The organism is Oceanobacillus sp. B139/18 (genome assembly GCF_055524595.1).
Genome location: NZ_JBVFXI010000001.1, coordinates 654,484 through 674,949 on the forward strand (window position 1 = coordinate 654,484; position 20,466 = coordinate 674,949).

The window sequence follows — 20,466 nt, forward strand, 5'->3', positions numbered from 1 at the left end:
TAAAACTCCCGCCTCCAAATAAAGAGTAAACACAAATTTATTTAGGCGAGAGATCAGGTGAGCTAACTCCCTGAATTACTTAGGCTAATTCAGTGGGAGAAGAACCAAAATTCCCACTGAATGAAGTTTCGTTTTATTACTTACAAAGGGAGAGGGAAGGATGTCAGAAACAACCTATCAAATTATGGCGATTGTCTTGTACTTTTTAGTGATGATTGCTATTGGTTTATATTCTTATCGTAAGACATCAAATTTAGATGACTATATGCTGGGCGGAAGAAGTTTGGGGCCTGTTACATCTGCACTGAGTGCCGGTGCTTCCGATATGTCGCAATGGCTGTTAATGGGACTTCCCGGCGCAATTTATGTATTTGGTCTGGCCGAGGGATGGATGGCCATCGGTCTGGCAGCCGGGGCTTGGGTAAACTGGCTGATTATTGCTCCGAGACTGCGGACCTATACCGAGGTATCAAATAACTCCATTACGATTCCGAGTTACTTAGACAGCCGCTTTAAAAACAATACGAAGGTATTACGCATCGCATCCGGTATTGTTATATTGCTTTATTTTACATTTTATGTCTCTTCAGGGATGGTTGCAGGAGGCGTATTTTTTCAGAGCGCTTTTGATGTAAACTATCATACTGGCTTAATGACTGTAGCAGCGGTAACAATAATTTACACGCTTGTCGGCGGTTTTCTTGCAGTCAGTTTTACCGATGTAGTGCAGGGAACGATGATGTTTCTGGCGCTGATTTTGGTACCGGCATTGACCATCGTTTCGCTTGGAGGAGTTGGCGAAACAGTAACCATCGTCCAAGACGTCAATCCCGATATATTAAGCTTTTTTGCGGCTGCATCAGCAACGGGGGTAATTTCATCCTTAGCATGGGGATTGGGTTATTTTGGACAGCCGCATATTATCGTTCGTTTTATGGCAATCAAGTCGGTAAAAGAAACCACCTCTGCCCGCCGTATCGGCATCAGCTGGATGGTCATTTCATTAGTCGGTGCTGCCGCAACAGCGATATCCGGATTTGCATTCTTTCAAGCCAATCCAGAATTGACACTTGCCGATCCGGAGGCTGTATTTATTGTTTTAGGGCAATTATTATTTCATCCATTCATAGCCGGCCTTCTGCTGGCGGCAGTACTTGCCGCAATTATGAGTACGGTGTCTTCCCAGCTGCTGGTAACTTCTTCTGCGCTGGTGGAGGATATTTTCAAGGCTGTGTTTCATGCAGATGCAAAGGATAAAACCTATGTGAATTTGGGTAGACTGGCTGTTTTAGCTGTTTCACTTATTGCTATGATATTTGCCTGGCAGCAAAACGACACCATCTTAGGGCTTGTTTCCTTTGCCTGGGCAGGCTTTGGCGCTTCTTTTGGACCGGTCGTGCTGCTGTCTCTATTTTGGAGGAAAACAACAGGATCTGGGGCGCTTTGGGGGATGATTGTCGGTGCAGTCGTTGTATTTGCATGGGGCTACTCTCCATTGTCCGGATATTTATACGAAATAGTACCCGGGTTTATCCTGAGTACAGCAGTCATTATTTTAGTCAGCCTTAAAACGTATAAGCCTAACAAAGAAATTGAAGCGGAATTTAATGAAACCATGAGCAGGCTTCAAGAGCATAAGAATAAATAAGAAATAGGGCCGGGGTGTGTAACTCCGGCTCTTTTCTTATTACTCAATTTTCGGACACTAAAAAGTAATTTCATTTCCACAGAAACAGGAGTTGATCGTTCCTTCGCTAACACCCTTGACAAAGAATAGAAGATGAAGTGTAAAGCACGGCTGTGGCGGACCGTTTGGCTTTCCGACGTACAAATGTTTTCGATGGGGTGAGCAAACGCAGGCTGGAGGATAACCGTTTTAGCAGCAAATTGAATTTTTAAAATGCTTATGTATGTAACCTTTTTGTCGAAAATGATACAATGAACAAATGAAAGAATAGTTTTTGAAGGAAGGATGCATTCAAATGAGCAAATACTTTGGTTACGCAGGAACCTACACAAGAAAGACAAGCCAGGGAGTATATCGATTCACCCTGGATGCAGAAAAAGGACAGCTGTCTGCTTCAGAGGTAGCAGCAGAGCTTGGAAATCCAACATATCTTAATTTTAATGAAAACCAGAATTATTTATATGCTGTTGCGCAGGAAGATGATATGGGAGGGGTAAATGCTTTCCGTGTTGATAAAACGAGCGGTGAACTAACTCCGTTAAATGGTCAATTGGTAGAAGGGAACCCTCCATGTCATGTAGAGGCAGCAGAAAACCTGGTTGTAACAGGAAATTACCATAAGGGCGATATTGGTCTTCATTTTACAACTGACGATGGAGAAGTAGAGCAAGGGCAATTTACCAAGCATGAAGGAAACGGACCGCATGAAAGACAGGAAAAACCGCATGTTCATTTCACTGGATTTACTCCAGATAAGAAATTTATCGTTGTTGCAGATTTAGGAACAGATCGTTTAGTGACGTACAAGGTGGAAGATTCCTCATTACAGGAAGTGAGTACTTTTCATGTAAAGCCGGGAAGCGGACCAAGACATATTACGTTCCATCCGAATAAACCAATTGCTTATTTAATTACAGAGCTTTCTACAGAGGTGATTGTTTTAGATTACAATCAGGAGACAGGCGAATTTACGGAGAAACAGACGATTCTTGCGAAACCTGCTGACTTTGAAGAAACAAATGATGCGAGTGCGATTCATATCACTTCAGATGGAAAATTCCTTTATACAGGAAACCGTGGGCATAACAGTATTGCTTCATTCAAAGTAGATGAAAATAGCGGGGAGCTGACATTTCTTGAATTCACACCATCCGGTGGTGAATGGCCAAGAGATTTTGTATTGGATCCGACTGAAAACTTCCTTCTTGCTTCTAACCAGCATAGCGGAAATGTAGTATTGTATAAAAGAGATGCAGAAACAGGGAAATTAACGCAGACAGATCAGGTAATCGATGTTCCAGAAGTGGTTTGTGTGAAGTTTCTTTCCTAATTAGCTATAAAAAAACTTCCTTTTGCGGAGGAGTACGAAAACGCTCCGCAGAAGGAAGTTTTATTTTCTTAGCGCTGTTGTAATCTAGCAATTCGTTCATCCAGCGGCGGGTGAGAAGATAAAGCATTAAGGATACTGGATTTATTGCTGATTTTCATGGTTTGAATTGCTGTATCATTTGTGTGATCGTCTGCTTCTGCACGATTGATATAAGCTTTTAACGATTGTAGCGCATGTGTCATCTTATCACGGCCTGCTAAATCTGCACCGCCCCGGTCTGCGTGATATTCCCGATGTCTGGAATAAGCACTGACGACAAAGCTTCCTAAAATAGAAAATAAGATTTGGAAAATAATGATTGCAGCAAATTGAACAATCCATTGCAGCTCGGAACGCACAAATCTGGAAACGATCATTGCAGCGATCCGGGATAAGAAGACGACGAATGTATTGACGATTCCCTGTAATAAAGTCATTGTCACCATATCGCCATTTGCAACGTGAGCCACCTCATGTGCAATGACTCCTTCTACGGCATCATCATCCATACTGTCCAGCAGCCCTTGAGAAACAGCAACTAAAGAGCGTTTTTTACTTGGACCTGTTGCAAAAGCATTTACTTCATGTGACGGGTAAATACCAACCTCTGGTGTGTGTGAAAGTCCGGCAGCACGGGACAACCGTTCTACTTTTTCATAAACGTCACGCTCTTGCTGTGTAGTAATATTATTCGGATCAACTATTTTCACCTTCATCATGGTCTTAGCCATCCAACGGGACATTGCTAAAGAAATAAATGAACCGGTAAAACCTACAACAATACTGAATATCATGAGAGAAACATAATCAATTCCGCCATCTGAACGATAGCTTGGTCCAATATCAAATATACTTGTAAGGATGGACCAGACAATGACGATTGTCGTCATAACCAAAATATTTGTTAAAAGAAACAGTGTAATTCTTTTCCCCATACATAACCTCCTGATGAATTTTCTATACTATAAATCATATCATATTTTGCGGCTAAGACTGAACTGTTATCTAGCTGGCTATGGAAAATTATTTGGAAAGAGAATAACTGCTAATAATGTAAACGTGTTCAATTGCTGATATAATAGAAAGGAAGGTTAATAGAAAGGCGGGGGTTTTCGTGGAGGCATTTCAATGGAACAGTGCGGATGAATTACGTCAGCTCTTAAATGAGCTTGTGAGCTGGAAGAGTATCAGTCTTTCAGAAGGAGAAAAGCAATTTCCCAGAAAGCTATATGCAAAGCTTCAGGATTTAACTTATTTTCATGACCATCCTGCTTACTTAAAACTGCATGAGGCAGACCAGCGCCGGAAGCTTTTAACTGTTTTATATAAACATCCGGAAGCTACGCAGACGATTTGTTTGATCAGCCATTTTGATACGGTAAATACCGAGGAATATGGTTCACTTGAGCCGCTCGCAACACAGCCGGAGGAGCTTACGAAAGTATATCTGGAACAAAAGGATACATTTTCGAGAGAGATTCGTGCAGATATAGAATCAGGTGATTTCTTATTCGGGCGCGGCACAATGGATATGAAGATGGGGCTTGTGATGCATATGAGTCTGATTGAACAGGCCAGTATAGAGGAATGGCCAATTAACCTGCTTTTATTAACTGTGCCCGACGAAGAAGTGAATTCAGCAGGCATGCGTTATGCTATCCCTGTTCTGACGGAATTACAAAAACAGCATGATTTAACCTATACGTTATTTTTAAATAGTGAGCCGACATTTCGGCATGACCCAAAGGACAATACACACTATATTTACAGCGGGACAATCGGGAAAGTTTTAGCTGGAGCTTTATTCTACGGGAAGGAAACCCATGCAGGAGAACCATTGAGCGGAATGACATCTCCATTTATCTCTTCATTTTTAACAAGGGAGATGGAATGGAATCCCATTTTTCAGGAAACGGTACTCGGTGAAACCGCTCCGCTGCCGGTTACACTGCAGCAAACAGATTTGCGGCTGCGGTATTCCACTCAGACTCCGTACCGTTCTTCCGCTTTATACAATATTTTTCTTTTAGAACGGACAGCAGAAGAGGCTTTTGCTTTATTTGAACAGGTTGCCAAGACTGCTGCCGCACAATGTAATGAACGGTATAAAAAGATATGCAAGGATAATCAAGTGCAGCCGATTGGTCATGTAAAAGTAATTACTTATAAAGAGTTATTAGAGTATGCAGGGAATAAACTGGGCAGGGAATTTGTTGAAGATGTGAAAAAGGATATTCATTTTCATGATGACCGGGAAAAATCGCTTCGTATTACGGACAGCTTAATGATTCATTGTCAGGAGCTTGCGCCAGCCATGGTGATTTTATTTGCACCTCCTTATTATCCTGCTGTAAATTCCAGCGGTAACGGTTTTGTAGAATATTGTGTTGATTTTGTTGAAAAAGAAGCGAAAAACGAATTTCAATTAGATATCAAACGGAGTCATTTTTTAAATGGAATTTGTGATTTGAGTTATGTACATTATCAAGGCAGTGATACAGGCCTGCAGGTTTACGAGGAAAATACGCCGGTATGGGGGGATTCGTATGAATTGCCGTTTTCATTGATGCGTAAATTGGATGCACCTGTATTAAATGTAGGTCCGTTCGGACATGATGCACATAAACGCACAGAAAGGCTGCATGTTACCAATGCATTTGAGCAATTTCCATATTTAATGCGTCAGCTCATTCTGCAAATTTCACAAAAAGAAGGCAAATCGTTATAATTTTATGGGTGTAACCATTAAAAAATAGATCGAAATGATTTATAATGAAATCAGAATGGAGGTGTTGTTCCATGAGTCCAGCAAACATAGGTATTCCGGGTTTGATATTGATAGTTATCATTGCCTTAATTATTTTCGGTCCCAAAAAGCTTCCGGAAATCGGGAAAGCAGCCGGACAGACCTTACGGGAATTCAAAAATTCAGCAAATAATATAATGTCTGAGGAAGACAAAAAGAAAGAAATAAAAGAAGATAATGATGAGCCTGAAAAGGACCCGTCAAAATAAGAGGAACAAGGCGCCGATGTAGTTTTCCATCATGCGCCTTGTTTTTATATTACATATAAAAAATGCTTGTAAAGAGGTTGATGCATTATCTTTACAAGCGTTCATAATCACGATCTATTTTCTTAGCCAGCCGTACGTAAAGCTAATTAATTATAGGGAAGAGGAGGAAAAGATTTGTTTATCATGGCATCACTAGAATCCCCAATAAGAAGTACCTACAATAATCAATAAGATGAACAGGACTACCAGTAGAGCAAAACCTCCGCCAAATTCATTGTAATTACTCATTTTTTACACCCCCTGTATGTTTACTATATGAAATGATTTTATGTTTGAGAGGGTATTTGACTAGAAAAAAGGATTTTAACCTATAGATATCGAATTAGAAAATTAAGAACGTAATACATCATCCGAGGTGGAATCGATGCAAAAACTAAATAACTTTTTATTAAACAAATGTCACAACAAAGGAAGTGTTTCAGGAATAAGTGTGCGCTCCGGGACAAGCGGTGCAAGCTTGTTTAATTATTATGCATCAACACGGCTGCAGCCTGCTTCCAACTTGAAAATACTTACAGCAGTAGCGGCATTAAGGAAATTAGGTCCTGAATATACATTTCAAACCGAGCTTCATTTGGGGGGGAAAGTAGTGGAGGAAACCTGTCATGGTAATGTTTATTTGGTTGGAAAGGGAGACCCGACTTTACAAGAAAAGGATTATAAACAGTTTGTGGCTTCTTTAAAAGAGCGTGGGATCAAAAATATATCCGGAGACTTTATTCTTGATGACAGCTGGTACGATGATATCCGCTGGTCTGATGATTTAATTTGGGCTGATCAGCAATACGGGTATGGTTCAGAAGTATCTGCTTTAACACTTGCTCCAGATACAGATTATGATACGAATGCTATTAAATTAATCATTACCCCGGAAAAATTGCATACAACCCCAAAGATAGAAATCCTGCCGCATACGGAAGGAATTACGGTGACCAACGATGCTGTAACGACAGAAGAAGCAGATGAAGAAGCATTGATTGTAAGGCGGAATAATTCAGCAAATCACTTTTTTATATCAGGAAAAATCGGCAGGAAAGAAGGAAAGCAGGAAGTATATATGGCTATTAAACATATTGAAAATTATATCGCAGACACAATCCGGCAAATATTAAAAAAGGAAGGTATTGCGTTAGAAGGCCGGATAAAAAAAGGAAAGCTTCAGGGAGATGCAGCGTGTATTTACCATAAACAGTCACCGCCATTAACTGGCATTATTATTCCCTTTATGAAGCTTAGCAATAATGGGATTGGTGAGATGCTCACAAAAGAATTAGGGCGTAAAACATATGATGACGGTTCATGGGAATCGGGTCTGGCAGCAGTGAAAGAAGCTCTGGCTACCTATTCAATCAATCTGGATACAATCCAGTTAAAGGATGGTTCCGGAATTTCAGCAGCTAACTTTATTCCAGCCGAAGAACTGACGCGTTTACTGTACGAAATCCAGCAGGAAAAGTGGTTCCCTGAATTTTTAGCCAGTCTGCCGGCAGCTGGAGAAGCCGATAAAATGATTGGAGGCACTTTACGTGAACGTATGAAGGGACTGGATGTTCAGGCAAAAACAGGAACCATTGAAGGTGTCAGCACTCTTTCCGGTTATGTAACCAATGGAAAGGGAGAACGGCTTATCTTTTCCATCTTATTTAATCATTTATTAGATACGGATACAGGAAAAGAATTAGAAGATGAACTGGTTGCGATAATGGCGGAGATAGAAGAATGGTGTTGACCTTTGTCATTTGTTTTTTGGGGGGGTTCATTATTTGATTTAAGCTGTTATTAAACAGAAGTTTAAGGGCGTATTGTGGAATCGTGAAGCCGGGGAAGCATATTTATAGAGCGAAGGAATAATAGCAGCAAGCTTTATTTCGATGAATTAAGCTTCATTTCATGTTTTTTTTATGACCTTACCATAGTTTTACCACATTTCCATGCTAAAGTGAAACTAAGATAGAAAAAATGGAATGAAGAAGCAGAAATGTTTTACTTTCATTTCATCATAATCACTTTGAATCTTGTAATGAATATGTCAAATAATAAGGAGAATGAATATGACAGTGCATATTTACGGAGTATCTTGCTCATCTACAAGAAAAGCGAGACAATGGTTTCGCAAAAATGGAATTGCTTATAAGGAACGAAATATTTTACATCAACCATTGACAATTGACGAACTAAAGAATATTTTACAAATGACTGTGGAAGGCACGGATGAGATACTTTCAACCCGTTCTAAAATTTTTAAAGAATTGAATTTGAATGTAGAGGATTTGTCTCTGCAAACTTTATTGAAATTAATTCACAAATACCCAAGACTGCTGAAAAGTCCAATTTTGGTGGATGAAAAAAGATTCCAAGTTGGGTACCATGAGGAAGATATTCGTCAATTCTTACCTCGTAAAACGAGACAGCTGCAATGGTTACAATGGAAAGTGGATTTAGGTTTAATAAAAGGGTAACGAACCTTAAATGAACCTTAAATTATGGAAGCATACGATGAAATGGCTGTATGCTTCCATATGTTGAATGTTGAGCAAATTAAATAATATGTAAGGAAGAATATAATTTCATCTTTACTCTAAAAAAGAGGCAGCTTTAAAATGAGCTGCCTCTTTTTTGGGGTATTGTTTTAAATTTTACTGACAACCTGCAGCGCCTGCTCAATATCTGCTATTAAATCCTCCGCATCTTCAATTCCTACAGAGAAACGAAGAAGGTCATCACCGATTCCTCTGTTATCTCTTTCTTCCTCCGGCATATCGGCATGTGTTTGTGTTGTAGGATAGGTAATAAAGCTTTCTACACCGCCCAGACTTTCGGCAAATACAATTAAGTTGAGGTTAGCTAAGAAAGAACGCACCTGGTCGGCATCTTCTAAACAAAATGAAAGCATGCCGCCTTTATTTGGATAATAAACCTGTCCAATTGACGAGTGGTCTCGCAGGTAAGCAGCAATTTCTTGTGCGTTTTCCTCGTGACGCTGCATACGCAATGCAAGTGTTTTTAACCCGCGGACAAGCAGCCAGCTGTCTGAAGCAGATAATGTTGCTCCTGACGCATTATGCATTTCAAATAATTTTTCGGAAAGGTCAGGACTTTTGGTTACGACCAGACCGGCTAAAACATCATTATGGCCGCCGATATATTTTGTCGCACTATGCACTACAATATCCGCACCAAGCGTAATTGGCTGCTGGAGATAAGGTGTTAAAAATGTATTATCAACAATAAGCAGCAGGTTATGCTTTTTAGCCAGCTCCGCATACTTTTCAATATCCACCTCCTGAAGTAACGGGTTCGTCGGTGTTTCTAAAAAGATAGCCTTTGTATTTTCGTTAATACATCGTTCTGTTTCCGTGATATTTTGACAGACATCATAGGTCACGGAAATATTATAAGCTTTTTCAAAATGATTAAAAATACGGTAAGTTCCTCCGTAGATATCTTTTGTCGCGATAAGGTGATCGCCCATACGAAACAGGGAGGAGAGAACTAATTGAATAGCTGCCATTCCTGAGCTGCAGGCGAAAGCAGCATCTCCTTCTTCCAGCTTTGCGAAACCTTCCTCTAAAACAGATCTGGTCGGATTCTTGGTACGCGTATAATCATAACCTGTGGAATGGCCAATTCCCTGGTGCTGATAAGCTGTTGACATGTAAATAGGCGGATTTATAGCCCCTGTCCGTTCGTCCGTTTTATTACCTAACTGTACTAATGCTGTTTCTATTTTTCTCATTTTCCTTCAGCCTCCTCAATCCAGAAACATGAATTCGCTTATCTTTCGCGAATATGCTGTTTTCTTATGATTTTCCCATGTGAAATCAATAAAAAACCCTTCTTATTCCAGAGATGAGATAAGAAGGGTATGATATCGTGATGATACATATCTTATCTTTAAAGGGGAGTTCCCTTCTGGAATTAGCACCTTGCTAGAAGCAGCTGGTTGCTGAGACATCGTCGGGCCAGTCCCTCCGTCTCTCTGGATAAGAATTGGAATTTTATTAAATTATAATTACGTTAACTTTACAAGAGCGAGGAAAAAAAATCAAGTCTTGATTTTTTTAAAAATGAAAAAGCCGGCAACACTGGCTTAGAGGCTGTGTATAGAAAGAAGAAGCTTGAAAAAAACGAAAAGTATTTGAAAAGGACTCCGATGACGATTACAATGGTAGTGTAGTGAACGTATTGTTGAATGGTTATAAAATGGACAATTACTCTGAATGAGTTGGATATGTCTGATAATAAAAAGGGTGAAATAATAAATATCCGAATGAAACTATTTAAAAAGGAAGAAGATATATGCGCAAAAAAAAGCTATTATGGGTAAACATTTCTATGTTAGCAGGTTGTATTATCATCATTGGCATGGGGATTTATAAGGATAACCGCTCTGTAGAATATTCAATGGAAGTGAGTACAGAAGACGGAACTGGACAAACTGGAGAAAGCGTAGAGATTTTTACAACCTCCTGGAATAATCGGTTATTAGGAGACAATGAACAAATTTATCAAACAGCTAATTTAGATTATCGCAACATACTTCAGCAGGAAGACAATGAAATAGAAGTGCAGGAAGAGCGTACTGTGACTCAAGGTACCGAAACAGAGGAAGAAACATACACAAATCCAGAAACAGAGGTGCAGGAAGAAGATTATATAGCTTCTGAGGAAGCATCATCTAATCAAATAACAAATGATGAGCCAGCTGACAGTGAACAAAGCAGTAACGCTTCAAATAAGGAAAACGCAGCTGGTGAAAATAATGAGAATACAGAAAGCCGAGAATCAGAATCGAATAATACGCAACGTTCCACAGCTTCTGTACATCAGAATCAATCTGAAAAAAATAGCCGCTTTTCTGATTCCAATAATTCTGGAGCTGAAACTGAGGCGCCCGGCACAAATGACAGGAATGAAGAGAATTCAGAGAAAGAAGATTCAAAAGATAAATCGGATCAACCGCCGAAACAGCCGGAAGAGGAAGAAAATGGCAACGATGATAATGCAAACAACAAGGAACCCGATTCTGAAGATGTAGAGAGTGAAGAGCCGGAATCAGAGGAAGGAAATCCTGAAGAAGAAGAAAATAATGGAGAGCATGAGACTGAAGAAGAGGGAGAAAACTCAGACTCAGAAACAGATAAAGGTTCTGAAGAGCACAAAGGTTCTGAGGTCGATACTGCATCCATCTATGCTGATTAAATTACGAAAGAAAGCAGCTGTTTCATAATTAAATTAATAAGGTAAAATAAAACTGCGAATTTGCTGTAGCCTGGCGAATTTGCAGTTTTTTAATATTAAAATCTCAACTTTCGCACCTATTAATAAGCATATATATCATGCGGGTTCTTTGATAAAACAAGTTTCGCTAAGTTTTCTAAAGAAATTATAATGAAAATTAGCCTAATCCCGCAAAATTTGATATTATAATAGATGCAGTGACTATTAAACGTGATAGTTCGAAATTACATTACATTTTATTTGTGGAAGATAGAAAGGATGGAAGATGAATTATGAGTAAACCAAAAGTAGTCGTTCTTGGTGCAGGCTATGCTGGATTAGTTGCAACAAGACGTTTAACTCAACAGCTGTCTCCTGAAGAAGCTGAGATTGTGTTAATCAACAAACATAATTACCATTATGAAAGTACATGGTTACATGAAGTAGCAGCGGGTACGATTACCCCGAATCAGGCACGTTTTATGCTAACAGATGTAGTTAACCCTAAGCGTGTACGTTTAATTTACGATACCGTTACGGAAGTGAAGCGTGAGGAAAAACGCGTTGTTCTTGAAAACAGCGAAGTGGCTTATGACTATCTTGTATTTGCACTTGGATTTGTATCCAACTCATTTGGCATTCCGGGTATGGAAGAGAATGCTTATGCAATCACAGATATTGATTCCAGCCGATTAATTGCAGAGCACATTGAATATCAGTTTGCTCAGTATTCTTCAAGCGAAGAAAAACGTGACGAGCAGCTTACCATCGTTGTCGGCGGCGGCGGATTCACAGGGATTGAATTTGTTGGTGAGCTTGCAGACAAAGTACCTGAGCTATGTAAAAAATACGATATCGATCGCAGCAAAGCAAAAATTATTAACGTAGAGGCAATGCCATCTATTTTACCTATGTTTGATGAAGATTTAGTTTCTTACGGAAAACAGTCCTTAGAAAATCGTGGCGTAGAATTCCGTATTGGTACTGCCATCAAAGAATGTACAGAAGACGGATTTGTTGTCGGCGAAGATAACGAATTAATCAAAGCTGGTACAGTTGTATGGACAGGCGGCGTAATGGGTAACCCGGTATTGGCTGAATCCGGATTTGAATTATTCAAAGGAAAAGTAAATGTTGGATTAGATTTACGTCCAGAAGGAGAAGAAAATATCTTTATCCTTGGAGACTGCTCATGGACAATGGATCCGGAAACTGGAAAACCATTCCCTCCAACTGGTCAGCTGGCTGTACAAGAAGGCGCGAAAGCAGCAGATAACATTGTTGCATTGATTCGTGATGAAGTGATTACTGACTTTGTTTTCTCTAACAAAGGAACAGTTGCATCTCTTGGCTTATCTGATGGTATCGGAAACGTGCTTGATGGTAAAAAACTAAGCGGTAAAGCAGCGGCAGCAATGAAAAAAGTTGTTGATGACCGTTCTCTATTCTTAGTCGGCGGTGCTAAAACATTACTTAAAAAAGGTAAATTCCGTCCATTCTAATAACCAAATAACATTCGAATTGAAGTTGTATTTGATAAATTACTCCACAGGAGGTAAGCGATATGAAGAATTTATTATGTTACGTTCTACTTGCTCTGACAGCCCTGGTAGGCTACCGTGTTGCAAGTGAATATTTAGAAGACAACAGGGACTTTAGATAAGCTTTTAAAAATTGCCGGGATAATCTCCCGGCAATTTTTTTGCTTTTTAACAAGGAATACTCTCCACCGCGTAACAGTAAATCCTAGCTTATTCACTGTATAGAAATAAAGCATCCCAAACATACTAAGTCTTAAGGGGTGTGTCATGATGCGAACGATTTTACTTTTATTGCTATTTTTATTTCTTATATTTCCTCATACAACGAATGCTGCTGTTATGGAACTTTATGATGAACAGGATGATTCTTGGCTTATCGATTTAAAGCCGTATATATTTGAAATGGATGAAGCGTTATTGGATTGGAATGAGATTCAAGGGTTAACAAAATATATGCAGGAGCAGGTCTATAAAAAACCGGAAAATGCTTATATAGATAAAAATGGAGAAATTATCAAAGAAAAACAAGGATTTACCCTGGACGTAAACCAATTTCATACTCTGATTAACGAAGCTTATTATGGCGGGGCAGGGAAAAACCGGCTACAAGTACCAAAACAAATGATTCCGGCACGCGTGAATGAAGACCTTTTAAAAGAATTAAAGGAGAAAGAGTTAAATCGTTTTACGACAAGGTTTAAAAAAGGGAATACTGAAAGAACACGCAATATTGAATTGGCTGCAGATGCAATCAATAATACAGTGATCTTTCCCGGTGAGCATTTTTCCTTTAATGAAATCGTGGGAGAGCGGACAAGAGAAAGAGGTTACCTGCCGGCTCCGGTAATCGTAAAAGGGGAGTTTAGTGAAGATATTGGCGGAGGGATTTGCCAGGTATCCTCAACATTATTTAATGCGGTGGATCTGCAAGGCATTGAAATAACCGAACGCTATGCACACAGCAGAGAGGTCCCTTATGTTCCGAAGGGCAGAGATGCTACAGTGAGCTGGTGGGGGCCGGATTTTGCGTTCCGTAATAAATATAACCGTCCGGTGCTGATTCAAGCAAGGGCTGAAGAAGGAGTGATGACGGTCGCTGTTTATACGAGTCGCGATGCTTCTCTTTTTCAGGCAAAAAACCCCTGATTTTACTGCTCAGCGTAAAATCAGGGGCTTGCTGTTTTATGATGGAAAGGCTAGTGATATTATTCAGCCTTTTGTAATTCTAATTCAAAGTTGATTTTTACTTCTTCTCCTACCAGAACTCCGCCAGTTTCGAGAGAAGCATTCCATGTTAAACCGAATTCTTTACGGTTGATGCTTGTTGAACCGCTGAAGCCTGCAACAATGCTTCCGCTCATTGGATCTTTACTTTGACCTTCAAAAACAACATCCAAAGTGACCGGTTTAGTTGTTCCTTTTAATGTTAAATCACCAGTTACTTCGTAGTTATTCCCAGATTTTTTGATATCTGTTGCAACGAAAGTGATTTTAGGGTAATTTTCTGCGTCAAAGAAATCAGCAGAACGAAGGTGGTCGTCACGGTCTTTGTTACGAGTGTTGATGCTTTCCACATCAATGTTTAATTCAATTTCTGCATCGGTTAAATCTTCTGCATCTGCAACGATTTTTGCATCAAAATTATCGAAGGTTCCTTTTGCTTTTGAAATCATCATATGCTTTACAGAAAATCCTACTTCACTATGCGCTGTGTCTAAATTCCAGTTTACTTTTGCCATTTACGATTCCTCCTAAATAATTAGTTACTTACTTTCTGTTACCAAGTGTAAAATAATAAATAAAGAAAGTCAAGTATCTTTAATTAAAAATATTTTAAATGCATATATGTATGATACCCAAGTAAATAGATAATGAAACTTCTAAAGGTTTCTGCCGTTCCTAAAACCTTGTTTTTGCAATAATAATATATAGGGTTGTATAAGGAGGGGGAGAAAGTGGACAAAGGTACTATGATTAGTATAATAGCCGTGATTATCGCAGCAACAAATCAAATTTTTGTGCTATTAGATAAGTCACCGATGCTTATCGATAGTACCCTGATAGAACAACTATTATCTGCTATATTCACCATTGCGGCGGTTTTAAATGCTTGGATAAGGCGGAAAAAAGCGGCTAAGGAGAAACAAAAAAAGAAGTCTTCTAAAAAGAAATAAGATAGCTGTTTAAAAATAGATGGGAAATAAATGCCTGTAATAGAATAAATTTTCTTTACAGGCTTTTTTTTAATGCTTTGTTTTAACAATTTCGTTATACTAAATATTAGATAATAGAATAAAAAAAGGGAGAGAAGCTGATGACTCAAAAATTACAACCAACATGGGATCTAGATGTTATTTTTCCAGGGCAAAGCGATTCTGAAGCGCTTCGTCAATTTGTAAATGAGCTAAGTGAAGAAATTGAGACTGTCACCGAAAGCGTAAATAATCTTGAAGCAAACGGATTTGGAGAAGATTGGGAGCATGTTTTAAAACAAATCGAGCTTATTACAAAAAAATTACGTGAGATGGGAGCGTTTATCAGCTGTTTAAGTGCACAGGATGTAACGGATAAACAGGCAGATATCTATGTTGCCAAAAGAGCGCAGATAGCGGCTGCGCACAGTGCGTTAACAAAAATAGTCGACCAGAAGCTGGGAGCAGTGACTGAAGCAAATTGGGACCTCTTGCTGGAAAGGGAAGCGATAAAGCCGCTTCAATTTATTTTAACAGAAAGAAGAGAGCGGGCACGTGAACAATTATCTAAAAATGAAGAAATTTTAATCGGGGATTTAGCAATAGATGGGTACCATGCATGGAACCAAATGTATGAAACAATAGTCGGCAATATGAAAATTGATATAGAAGAGGACGGAAAAGTTCAACAATACTCTGTTGGGCAGGCTGCTAATAAGCTGTCGACACCTGACCGTGAGCAGAGAGAATATGTTTACCGGCGAATAAGTGATGCCTGGAAAGCGAATGAGGACTTATTTGGGCAGACATTAAATCACCTGGCTGGATTTCGCCTGCAGACCTATAAACATTATGGATGGGACAAAGTCTTAAAAGAGCCGTTAGCAAAAAATCGAATGAAGGAAGAAACATTAAATACAATGTGGGGAGCAATTGAAAAGCATAAATCCCTATTTGCAGACTACTTACATCAAAAGGCTTCTCTGTTAAATTTGGATAAATTAAGCATTTTCGATGTGAATGCTCCGATTCAATCAAAAATGGAAAAGAAAAGTTATGATGAAGGAGCTGCTTTTATTGTAGAGCAATTCCGCGGCTTCAGTCCCCAAATGGCGGATTTCGCACAAATGGCGTTTGAAAAATGCTGGATTGAAGCGGAAGATCGTGCAGGAAAACGTCCGGGGGGCTTCTGTACAAGCTTTCCGCTCAGTGAACAAACTCGTATTTTTATGACGTACTCTGGAACACCTTCTAATATAGCTACCCTGGCTCATGAGTTGGGACATGGCTATCACCAGTATGTGATGAACGATATGAACGGTTTGAATCAAGGCTATGCAATGAATGTTGCGGAAACTGCTTCGACCTTTGCAGAAATGATTGTAGCGGATGCATCGGTGAAAATGGCGGCGACAGATGAAGAAAAATTAACGTTGTTAGAGGATAAAGTATCGCGCAGTGTGGCTTTCTTCATGAACATCCATGCACGCTTTTTATTCGAGAAACAATTCTATGAAGAACGGAAGCAAGGTATGGTCAGTACGGAACGGTTAAATGAACTTATGGTGGAAGCACAGAAGGAAGCTTACTGCGGAAGTCTGTCCGAATATGATCCGCATTTCTGGGCTTCCAAGCTGCATTTTCATATTACTGGTGTGCCATTTTATAACTTCCCGTATACATTTGGTTATTTATTCAGCCAGGGAATTTATGCTTATGCAAAGGATTATGAAGGAGATTTTGAAGCAAAATATACTGCTTTATTAAGGGATACCGGCAGAATGACCGTAGAAGAGCTTGCTGAAAAGCATTTGCAAGTAGATTTGTCCAAGCCTGAGTTTTGGGAAAATGCCATCGAAATATGTAAACAGGATGTGCAGGAATTTTTGGAATTAGCGAAGAAAGTTGAAAAATAACAGGGGCTATTGCGGTTTTTTAGAAAGTGATTTATACTAAGCCTATACAAAAAAGTGAATATAAAAAGCCTGCAAGGGGAGCCTTTGGCTGAGAGTGGACATTTTCTATGTTCTGACCCTTTGAACCTGTCAGTTAGCGCTGGCGTAGGGATTGTGGACTTTTTGATGGATATAAAAGCAATGTGTGAGTGGAGTTTAAGGTATTCTCTTAAAATGTATTTTTTAAAGAATACCGCCATCAAGAAGACTCCCTTGGCATTGCTTTTTTGTTGTCTAAAAAAAGATTGTTCGATGTAAATGGGGGAGAGACGATTGAAGAATAAAACATTATTTTTAGTAGAAGTAGCTATTTTTACGGCACTTGCATTACTGCTGGACATTTTACCGTTAGGATTTAAGCTTTGGCCGCAAGGAGGCTCCGTTTCTTTTGCAATGATTCCTGTCTTCATTGTAGCCTTTCGCTGGGGTCTGAAAGGAGGTTTGTTGTCCGGTTTCCTTTGGGGAATATTACAGGTGGCAACTGGTACAGCTTATATCCTGCATCCCGTACAGGGAATCATTGAGTATGGATTAGCTTTTACGGTAGTAGGGCTTGCCGGAGTGTTTTCGAAGCAGGTTATCGAAAGCATGAAAAACAAGCGGGTAAAGAAATCCTTTGTCTATATATCCGTAGGTGTATTTCTGGGATCAGCTGCTCGTTTTATTTGTCATTATATTGCCGGAATGGTTTTCTTTGGTTCAGCCGTCGAAGGACAGCCGGCGTGGCTTTATTCATTAATATATAATTCATCCTATATGGTTCCATCCTTTATTTTAAGTCTTGTTATTGTGTTCCTCCTGTTTTATAAACAGCCGAGAACATTAGTTGGAAAAGTATAACAAAAGAAAACTCCCTCACACAAAAACCTGTAGCACATCTTGCTTCAGGTTTTTCTTAAACCATTATTTTTATTTGGATAGTTTTGTTAAGTTTTATTAACATTTACTTATGGAATAGGCGTTGAACGTGAATAATGGTAGAATAAAGAAAATAAAATATATAAAGATACATTCTCACATCTTCATTTAACAAAAAAAGGGAGCTTTAAAAGAAGGAATTTTTGTCTAAGAGAACGTATATATGAATAAGGGGGATTTTCTAAGTGGGAAAACAGATTCTAATTGTGGATGACGAGCAATCGATTGTTACTTTATTAAAATATAATATGGAAAATGCCGGATTCACAACAGAGGTAGCATACGATGGAGAAGAAGCCTATCAAAAAGCTGCTGCAGATAACTATGAGTTAATTATCTTAGATGTAATGCTTCCAAAACTGGATGGAATAGAAGTATGCCGGAAGTTAAGAAAGAATGATATTGATACACCGATATTAATGCTCACCGCAAAAGATGAAGAAATAGACAAAATCCTCGGTCTGGAGCTTGGCGCAGATGACTATCTGACAAAGCCGTTCAGCCCGAAAGAAGTCATTGCCCGTGTGAAAGCAATTATCAGAAGAACACAGCGTCCGCTCGAGAATCATTATCAAGCGCTACGGATAAAGGATTTAACGATTTACCCGGAACGTTATGAAGCAGAAATGAAAGAAGAATTGATTACTTTCACACGAAAAGAGTTTGAACTGTTGTACTATTTGGCTAAACATAAGGGAAAGGTCATCTCCAGAGATCAATTACTCAGCAGTGTGTGGGATTATGATTTTGTTGGAGATACGAGAATTGTAGATGTTCATGTGAGTCATCTGCGGGACAAAATTGAACCTGATTCCAAAAAGCCTGTTTATATTAAAACAGTCCGCGGATTAGGTTATAAATTGGAGGAGCCGGTTTAAATGCAAATATTATTTTCGAAACCCTTGTTTCCTAATATACTAGGTATCACGATTGTCCTGGTTTTATCGGGCTGGTTAATGGTACAAGCTCAAGGAAACTGGATATTTATCGCAGCAATTATTTTAGTGGAATTTTTAGTGATTTCCATTATATTTATGCAATTCTACAATAAATACACAAGACCGCTTAATAAAGCTTCAAAAACAGTAAATGAAATGATTAAAGGAAATTATTCTGCCCGTTTTAATAACAGTAATAGTGAAGAAATGGAGCAGTTAAGCAAAAATATCAATAAATTAGCACGAAATATGAATGAAATTACGATTCAGGAACAAATGCATGCCGAGCAATTAACTTCTATTATTGATAATATGAAAAACGGGCTGGCGCTGATTGATGAAAAAGGATACGTTCATCTGGTGAATCGAGGGTTTACGGAAATGTTTCAAGGAAAAGAGAAACAATACCGCGGTCATCTATATTATGAAGTATTTGAAAACGAGGCAATGCACGACGTTGTCCAAAAAACATTTCTGTATGAAGAGCCTGTCAAAGAACAATTTAAAAATAAGCGCGGTCTGACTAAAAACTATATGGAAGTGATTGCAGCTCCTATTTTTAATGAGCATAATATGATTAAGGGTGCTGTCCTGGTTATATATGATATTACGGAATTAAAGCGTTTAGAAAAAATGCGCAAAGATTTTGTTGCCAATGTTTCTCACGAGCTGCGTACACCAATAACTTCTATCCGGGGATTTGCGGAAACGCTAAAGGAAAAACAGCATGATGAAAAAGCAGCAGAAGAATTTATTGATATTATTTTTAAGGAAAGCCATCGATTACAGTTGCTTATAGAGGATCTGCTCGAGCTTTCCCGTTTAGAAAGAGAAGATTTTCAACTTCAAAAAGCAGATTTTAATGTCAAACAGATGATTGATGCGGTTTTGCCGTCTTTAGAACAAAAAGCAGAGAAAAAAGAGTTGCATTTTACGACATCTATTCCAGCTGATATTCATATGTATGCAGATGCAGAAAAATTGAAACAGGTTATTATCAACCTTGCAGACAATGCAATTAATTATACGTCATCAGACGGAAGCGTTAGTCTAAACGTCTCTGAAAAGAATAATCGAGTGTTGTTTTCAATCGAAGATACAGGAATCGGGATTGAAAAAAAGGCTATCCCAAGAGTATTTGAACGATTTTACAGAATGGATAAGGACAGAAGCCGGAATACTGGAGGAACAGGACTTGGACTTGCAATTGTGAAGCATATTGTAGAGGTTCATCAAGGGGAGATTGTTGTAGAAAGCGAAGTGAATAAAGGAACTGCTATTCACGTTTATATTCCGAAAGATTAAGTCATCACTAGCGTTATAGTGATGGCTTTTTTTCTGCGGGGGGCTTCCCTCCGTGCTTTCCCACGATGGACAGGGCGTCCTAGGGTCGGCCGTTGGCCACAGGACGTGACCGTTCTTAGCCGGCCAGGAGTTTCCATGATTCTCCTTCGCTGATTAGTCTTATTGCTATCTACTTGTATTAAATATAATTTTTATAAAATTCATTAACCTGACCACATTGCTGCTCTTTATCTTCCCACCGAAGACCATTGCGCTTTTGGTTCTGA

The 20,466-nt window shown here is 39.1% G+C and carries 18 protein-coding genes and 2 riboswitches; of the genes, 14 read left to right on the top strand and 4 right to left on the bottom strand.

The genetic code is table 11. The features are described 5' to 3' along the window. Positions 1–160: 160 nt before the first annotated feature. Together putP and ACZSMY_RS03165 are read left to right on the top strand one after the other, a co-directional pair. Entirely contained in the window at positions 161–1,648 is a 1,488-nt protein-coding gene (gene putP / locus ACZSMY_RS03160; protein ID WP_042534547.1) for a sodium/proline symporter PutP, read from the top strand. A gap of 334 nt (positions 1,649–1,982) precedes the next feature. Beyond that, entirely contained in the window at positions 1,983–3,017 is a 1,035-nt protein-coding gene (locus ACZSMY_RS03165; protein WP_193064828.1) for a lactonase family protein, read from the top strand. Positions 3,018–3,085: 68 nt separating this feature from the next. Here ACZSMY_RS03165 and htpX read toward each other — a convergent pair whose 3' ends face one another. Continuing rightward, a complete protein-coding gene (htpX, locus tag ACZSMY_RS03170) occupies positions 3,086–3,991 on the bottom strand; it encodes a protease HtpX (RefSeq protein ID WP_042534543.1) in 906 nt (301 codons plus the stop codon). Between the two features lie 179 nt (positions 3,992–4,170). Between htpX and ACZSMY_RS03175 the strand changes: the two genes are divergently transcribed. Then, positions 4,171–5,784 carry a M20/M25/M40 family metallo-hydrolase gene (locus ACZSMY_RS03175; protein ID WP_465147449.1) on the top strand — a complete coding sequence of 538 codons (1,614 nt, stop codon included), beginning with the start codon at positions 4,171–4,173 and terminating at the stop codon, positions 5,782–5,784. Positions 5,785–5,855: 71 nt separating this feature from the next. After that, positions 5,856–6,071 (top strand): twin-arginine translocase TatA/TatE family subunit, encoded by a 216-nt coding sequence (gene tatA, locus ACZSMY_RS03180; RefSeq protein ID WP_042534539.1) that lies wholly within the window; start codon positions 5,856–5,858, stop codon positions 6,069–6,071. A 192-nt stretch (positions 6,072–6,263) separates the two neighbouring features. Here the strand turns inward: tatA and ACZSMY_RS03185 are convergent, their stop codons facing one another. After that, positions 6,264–6,359 (bottom strand): YjcZ family sporulation protein, encoded by a 96-nt coding sequence (locus tag ACZSMY_RS03185; RefSeq protein ID WP_084612984.1) that lies wholly within the window; start codon positions 6,357–6,359, stop codon positions 6,264–6,266. A 136-nt stretch (positions 6,360–6,495) separates the two neighbouring features. On the opposite strand from ACZSMY_RS03185, the gene dacB reads away from it, so the two are divergent. Next, positions 6,496–7,860, top strand: coding sequence for a D-alanyl-D-alanine carboxypeptidase/D-alanyl-D-alanine endopeptidase (gene dacB, locus ACZSMY_RS03190; RefSeq protein ID WP_289584826.1), 1,365 nt, complete (start codon positions 6,496–6,498; stop codon positions 7,858–7,860). A gap of 322 nt (positions 7,861–8,182) precedes the next feature. Continuing rightward, a complete protein-coding gene (gene spx, locus ACZSMY_RS03195) occupies positions 8,183–8,590 on the top strand; it encodes a transcriptional regulator Spx (RefSeq protein ID WP_042534537.1) in 408 nt (135 codons plus the stop codon). A gap of 170 nt (positions 8,591–8,760) precedes the next feature. On the opposite strand, the gene ACZSMY_RS03200 is transcribed toward spx, so the two are convergent. Then, entirely contained in the window at positions 8,761–9,867 is a 1,107-nt protein-coding gene (locus tag ACZSMY_RS03200; RefSeq protein ID WP_465147450.1) for a methionine biosynthesis PLP-dependent protein, read from the bottom strand. A gap of 149 nt (positions 9,868–10,016) precedes the next feature. Next, a riboswitch (SAM riboswitch) is annotated at positions 10,017–10,121 on the bottom strand. A gap of 309 nt (positions 10,122–10,430) precedes the next feature. Between ACZSMY_RS03200 and ACZSMY_RS03205 the strand changes: the two genes are divergently transcribed. The 3 genes from ACZSMY_RS03205 to ACZSMY_RS03215 all read left to right on the top strand — a co-directional run bounded on the left by ACZSMY_RS03205 (position 10,431) and on the right by ACZSMY_RS03215 (position 14,038). Next, the gene (locus tag ACZSMY_RS03205; protein ID WP_193064825.1) at positions 10,431–11,333 is read left to right on the top strand and encodes a hypothetical protein; all 903 of its coding nucleotides are present in this window, start codon (positions 10,431–10,433) and stop codon (positions 11,331–11,333) included. A 311-nt stretch (positions 11,334–11,644) separates the two neighbouring features. Then, the gene (locus ACZSMY_RS03210; RefSeq protein ID WP_042534532.1) at positions 11,645–12,853 is read left to right on the top strand and encodes an NAD(P)/FAD-dependent oxidoreductase; all 1,209 of its coding nucleotides are present in this window, start codon (positions 11,645–11,647) and stop codon (positions 12,851–12,853) included. A gap of 306 nt (positions 12,854–13,159) precedes the next feature. Next, positions 13,160–14,038, top strand: a complete 879-nt coding sequence (locus ACZSMY_RS03215; protein ID WP_465147451.1) for a VanW family protein — start codon at positions 13,160–13,162, stop codon at positions 14,036–14,038. A 59-nt stretch (positions 14,039–14,097) separates the two neighbouring features. On the opposite strand, the gene ACZSMY_RS03220 is transcribed toward ACZSMY_RS03215, so the two are convergent. Then, positions 14,098–14,631 carry a YceI family protein gene (locus ACZSMY_RS03220; protein WP_042534528.1) on the bottom strand — a complete coding sequence of 178 codons (534 nt, stop codon included), beginning with the start codon at positions 14,629–14,631 and terminating at the stop codon, positions 14,098–14,100. Between the two features lie 216 nt (positions 14,632–14,847). Here ACZSMY_RS03220 and ACZSMY_RS03225 point away from each other — a divergent pair, with 216 nt between their 5' ends. The 5 genes from ACZSMY_RS03225 to pnpS all read left to right on the top strand — a co-directional run bounded on the left by ACZSMY_RS03225 (position 14,848) and on the right by pnpS (position 20,200). Continuing rightward, positions 14,848–15,066 carry a phage holin gene (locus ACZSMY_RS03225; RefSeq protein WP_042534526.1) on the top strand — a complete coding sequence of 73 codons (219 nt, stop codon included), beginning with the start codon at positions 14,848–14,850 and terminating at the stop codon, positions 15,064–15,066. A 140-nt stretch (positions 15,067–15,206) separates the two neighbouring features. Beyond that, positions 15,207–17,000, top strand: coding sequence for a M3 family oligoendopeptidase (locus ACZSMY_RS03230; RefSeq protein ID WP_465147452.1), 1,794 nt, complete (start codon positions 15,207–15,209; stop codon positions 16,998–17,000). A gap of 64 nt (positions 17,001–17,064) precedes the next feature. Next, a riboswitch (TPP riboswitch) is annotated at positions 17,065–17,169 on the top strand. A 143-nt stretch (positions 17,170–17,312) separates the two neighbouring features. After that, a complete protein-coding gene (gene thiT / locus ACZSMY_RS03235) occupies positions 17,313–17,879 on the top strand; it encodes an energy-coupled thiamine transporter ThiT (RefSeq protein WP_374705718.1) in 567 nt (188 codons plus the stop codon). Between the two features lie 263 nt (positions 17,880–18,142). Further along, positions 18,143–18,835 (top strand): response regulator transcription factor, encoded by a 693-nt coding sequence (locus ACZSMY_RS03240; RefSeq protein WP_042534520.1) that lies wholly within the window; start codon positions 18,143–18,145, stop codon positions 18,833–18,835. Beyond that, positions 18,836–20,200, top strand: a complete 1,365-nt coding sequence (gene pnpS, locus ACZSMY_RS03245; protein WP_042534518.1) for a two-component system histidine kinase PnpS — start codon at positions 18,836–18,838, stop codon at positions 20,198–20,200. Positions 20,201–20,466 lie beyond the last annotated feature (266 nt).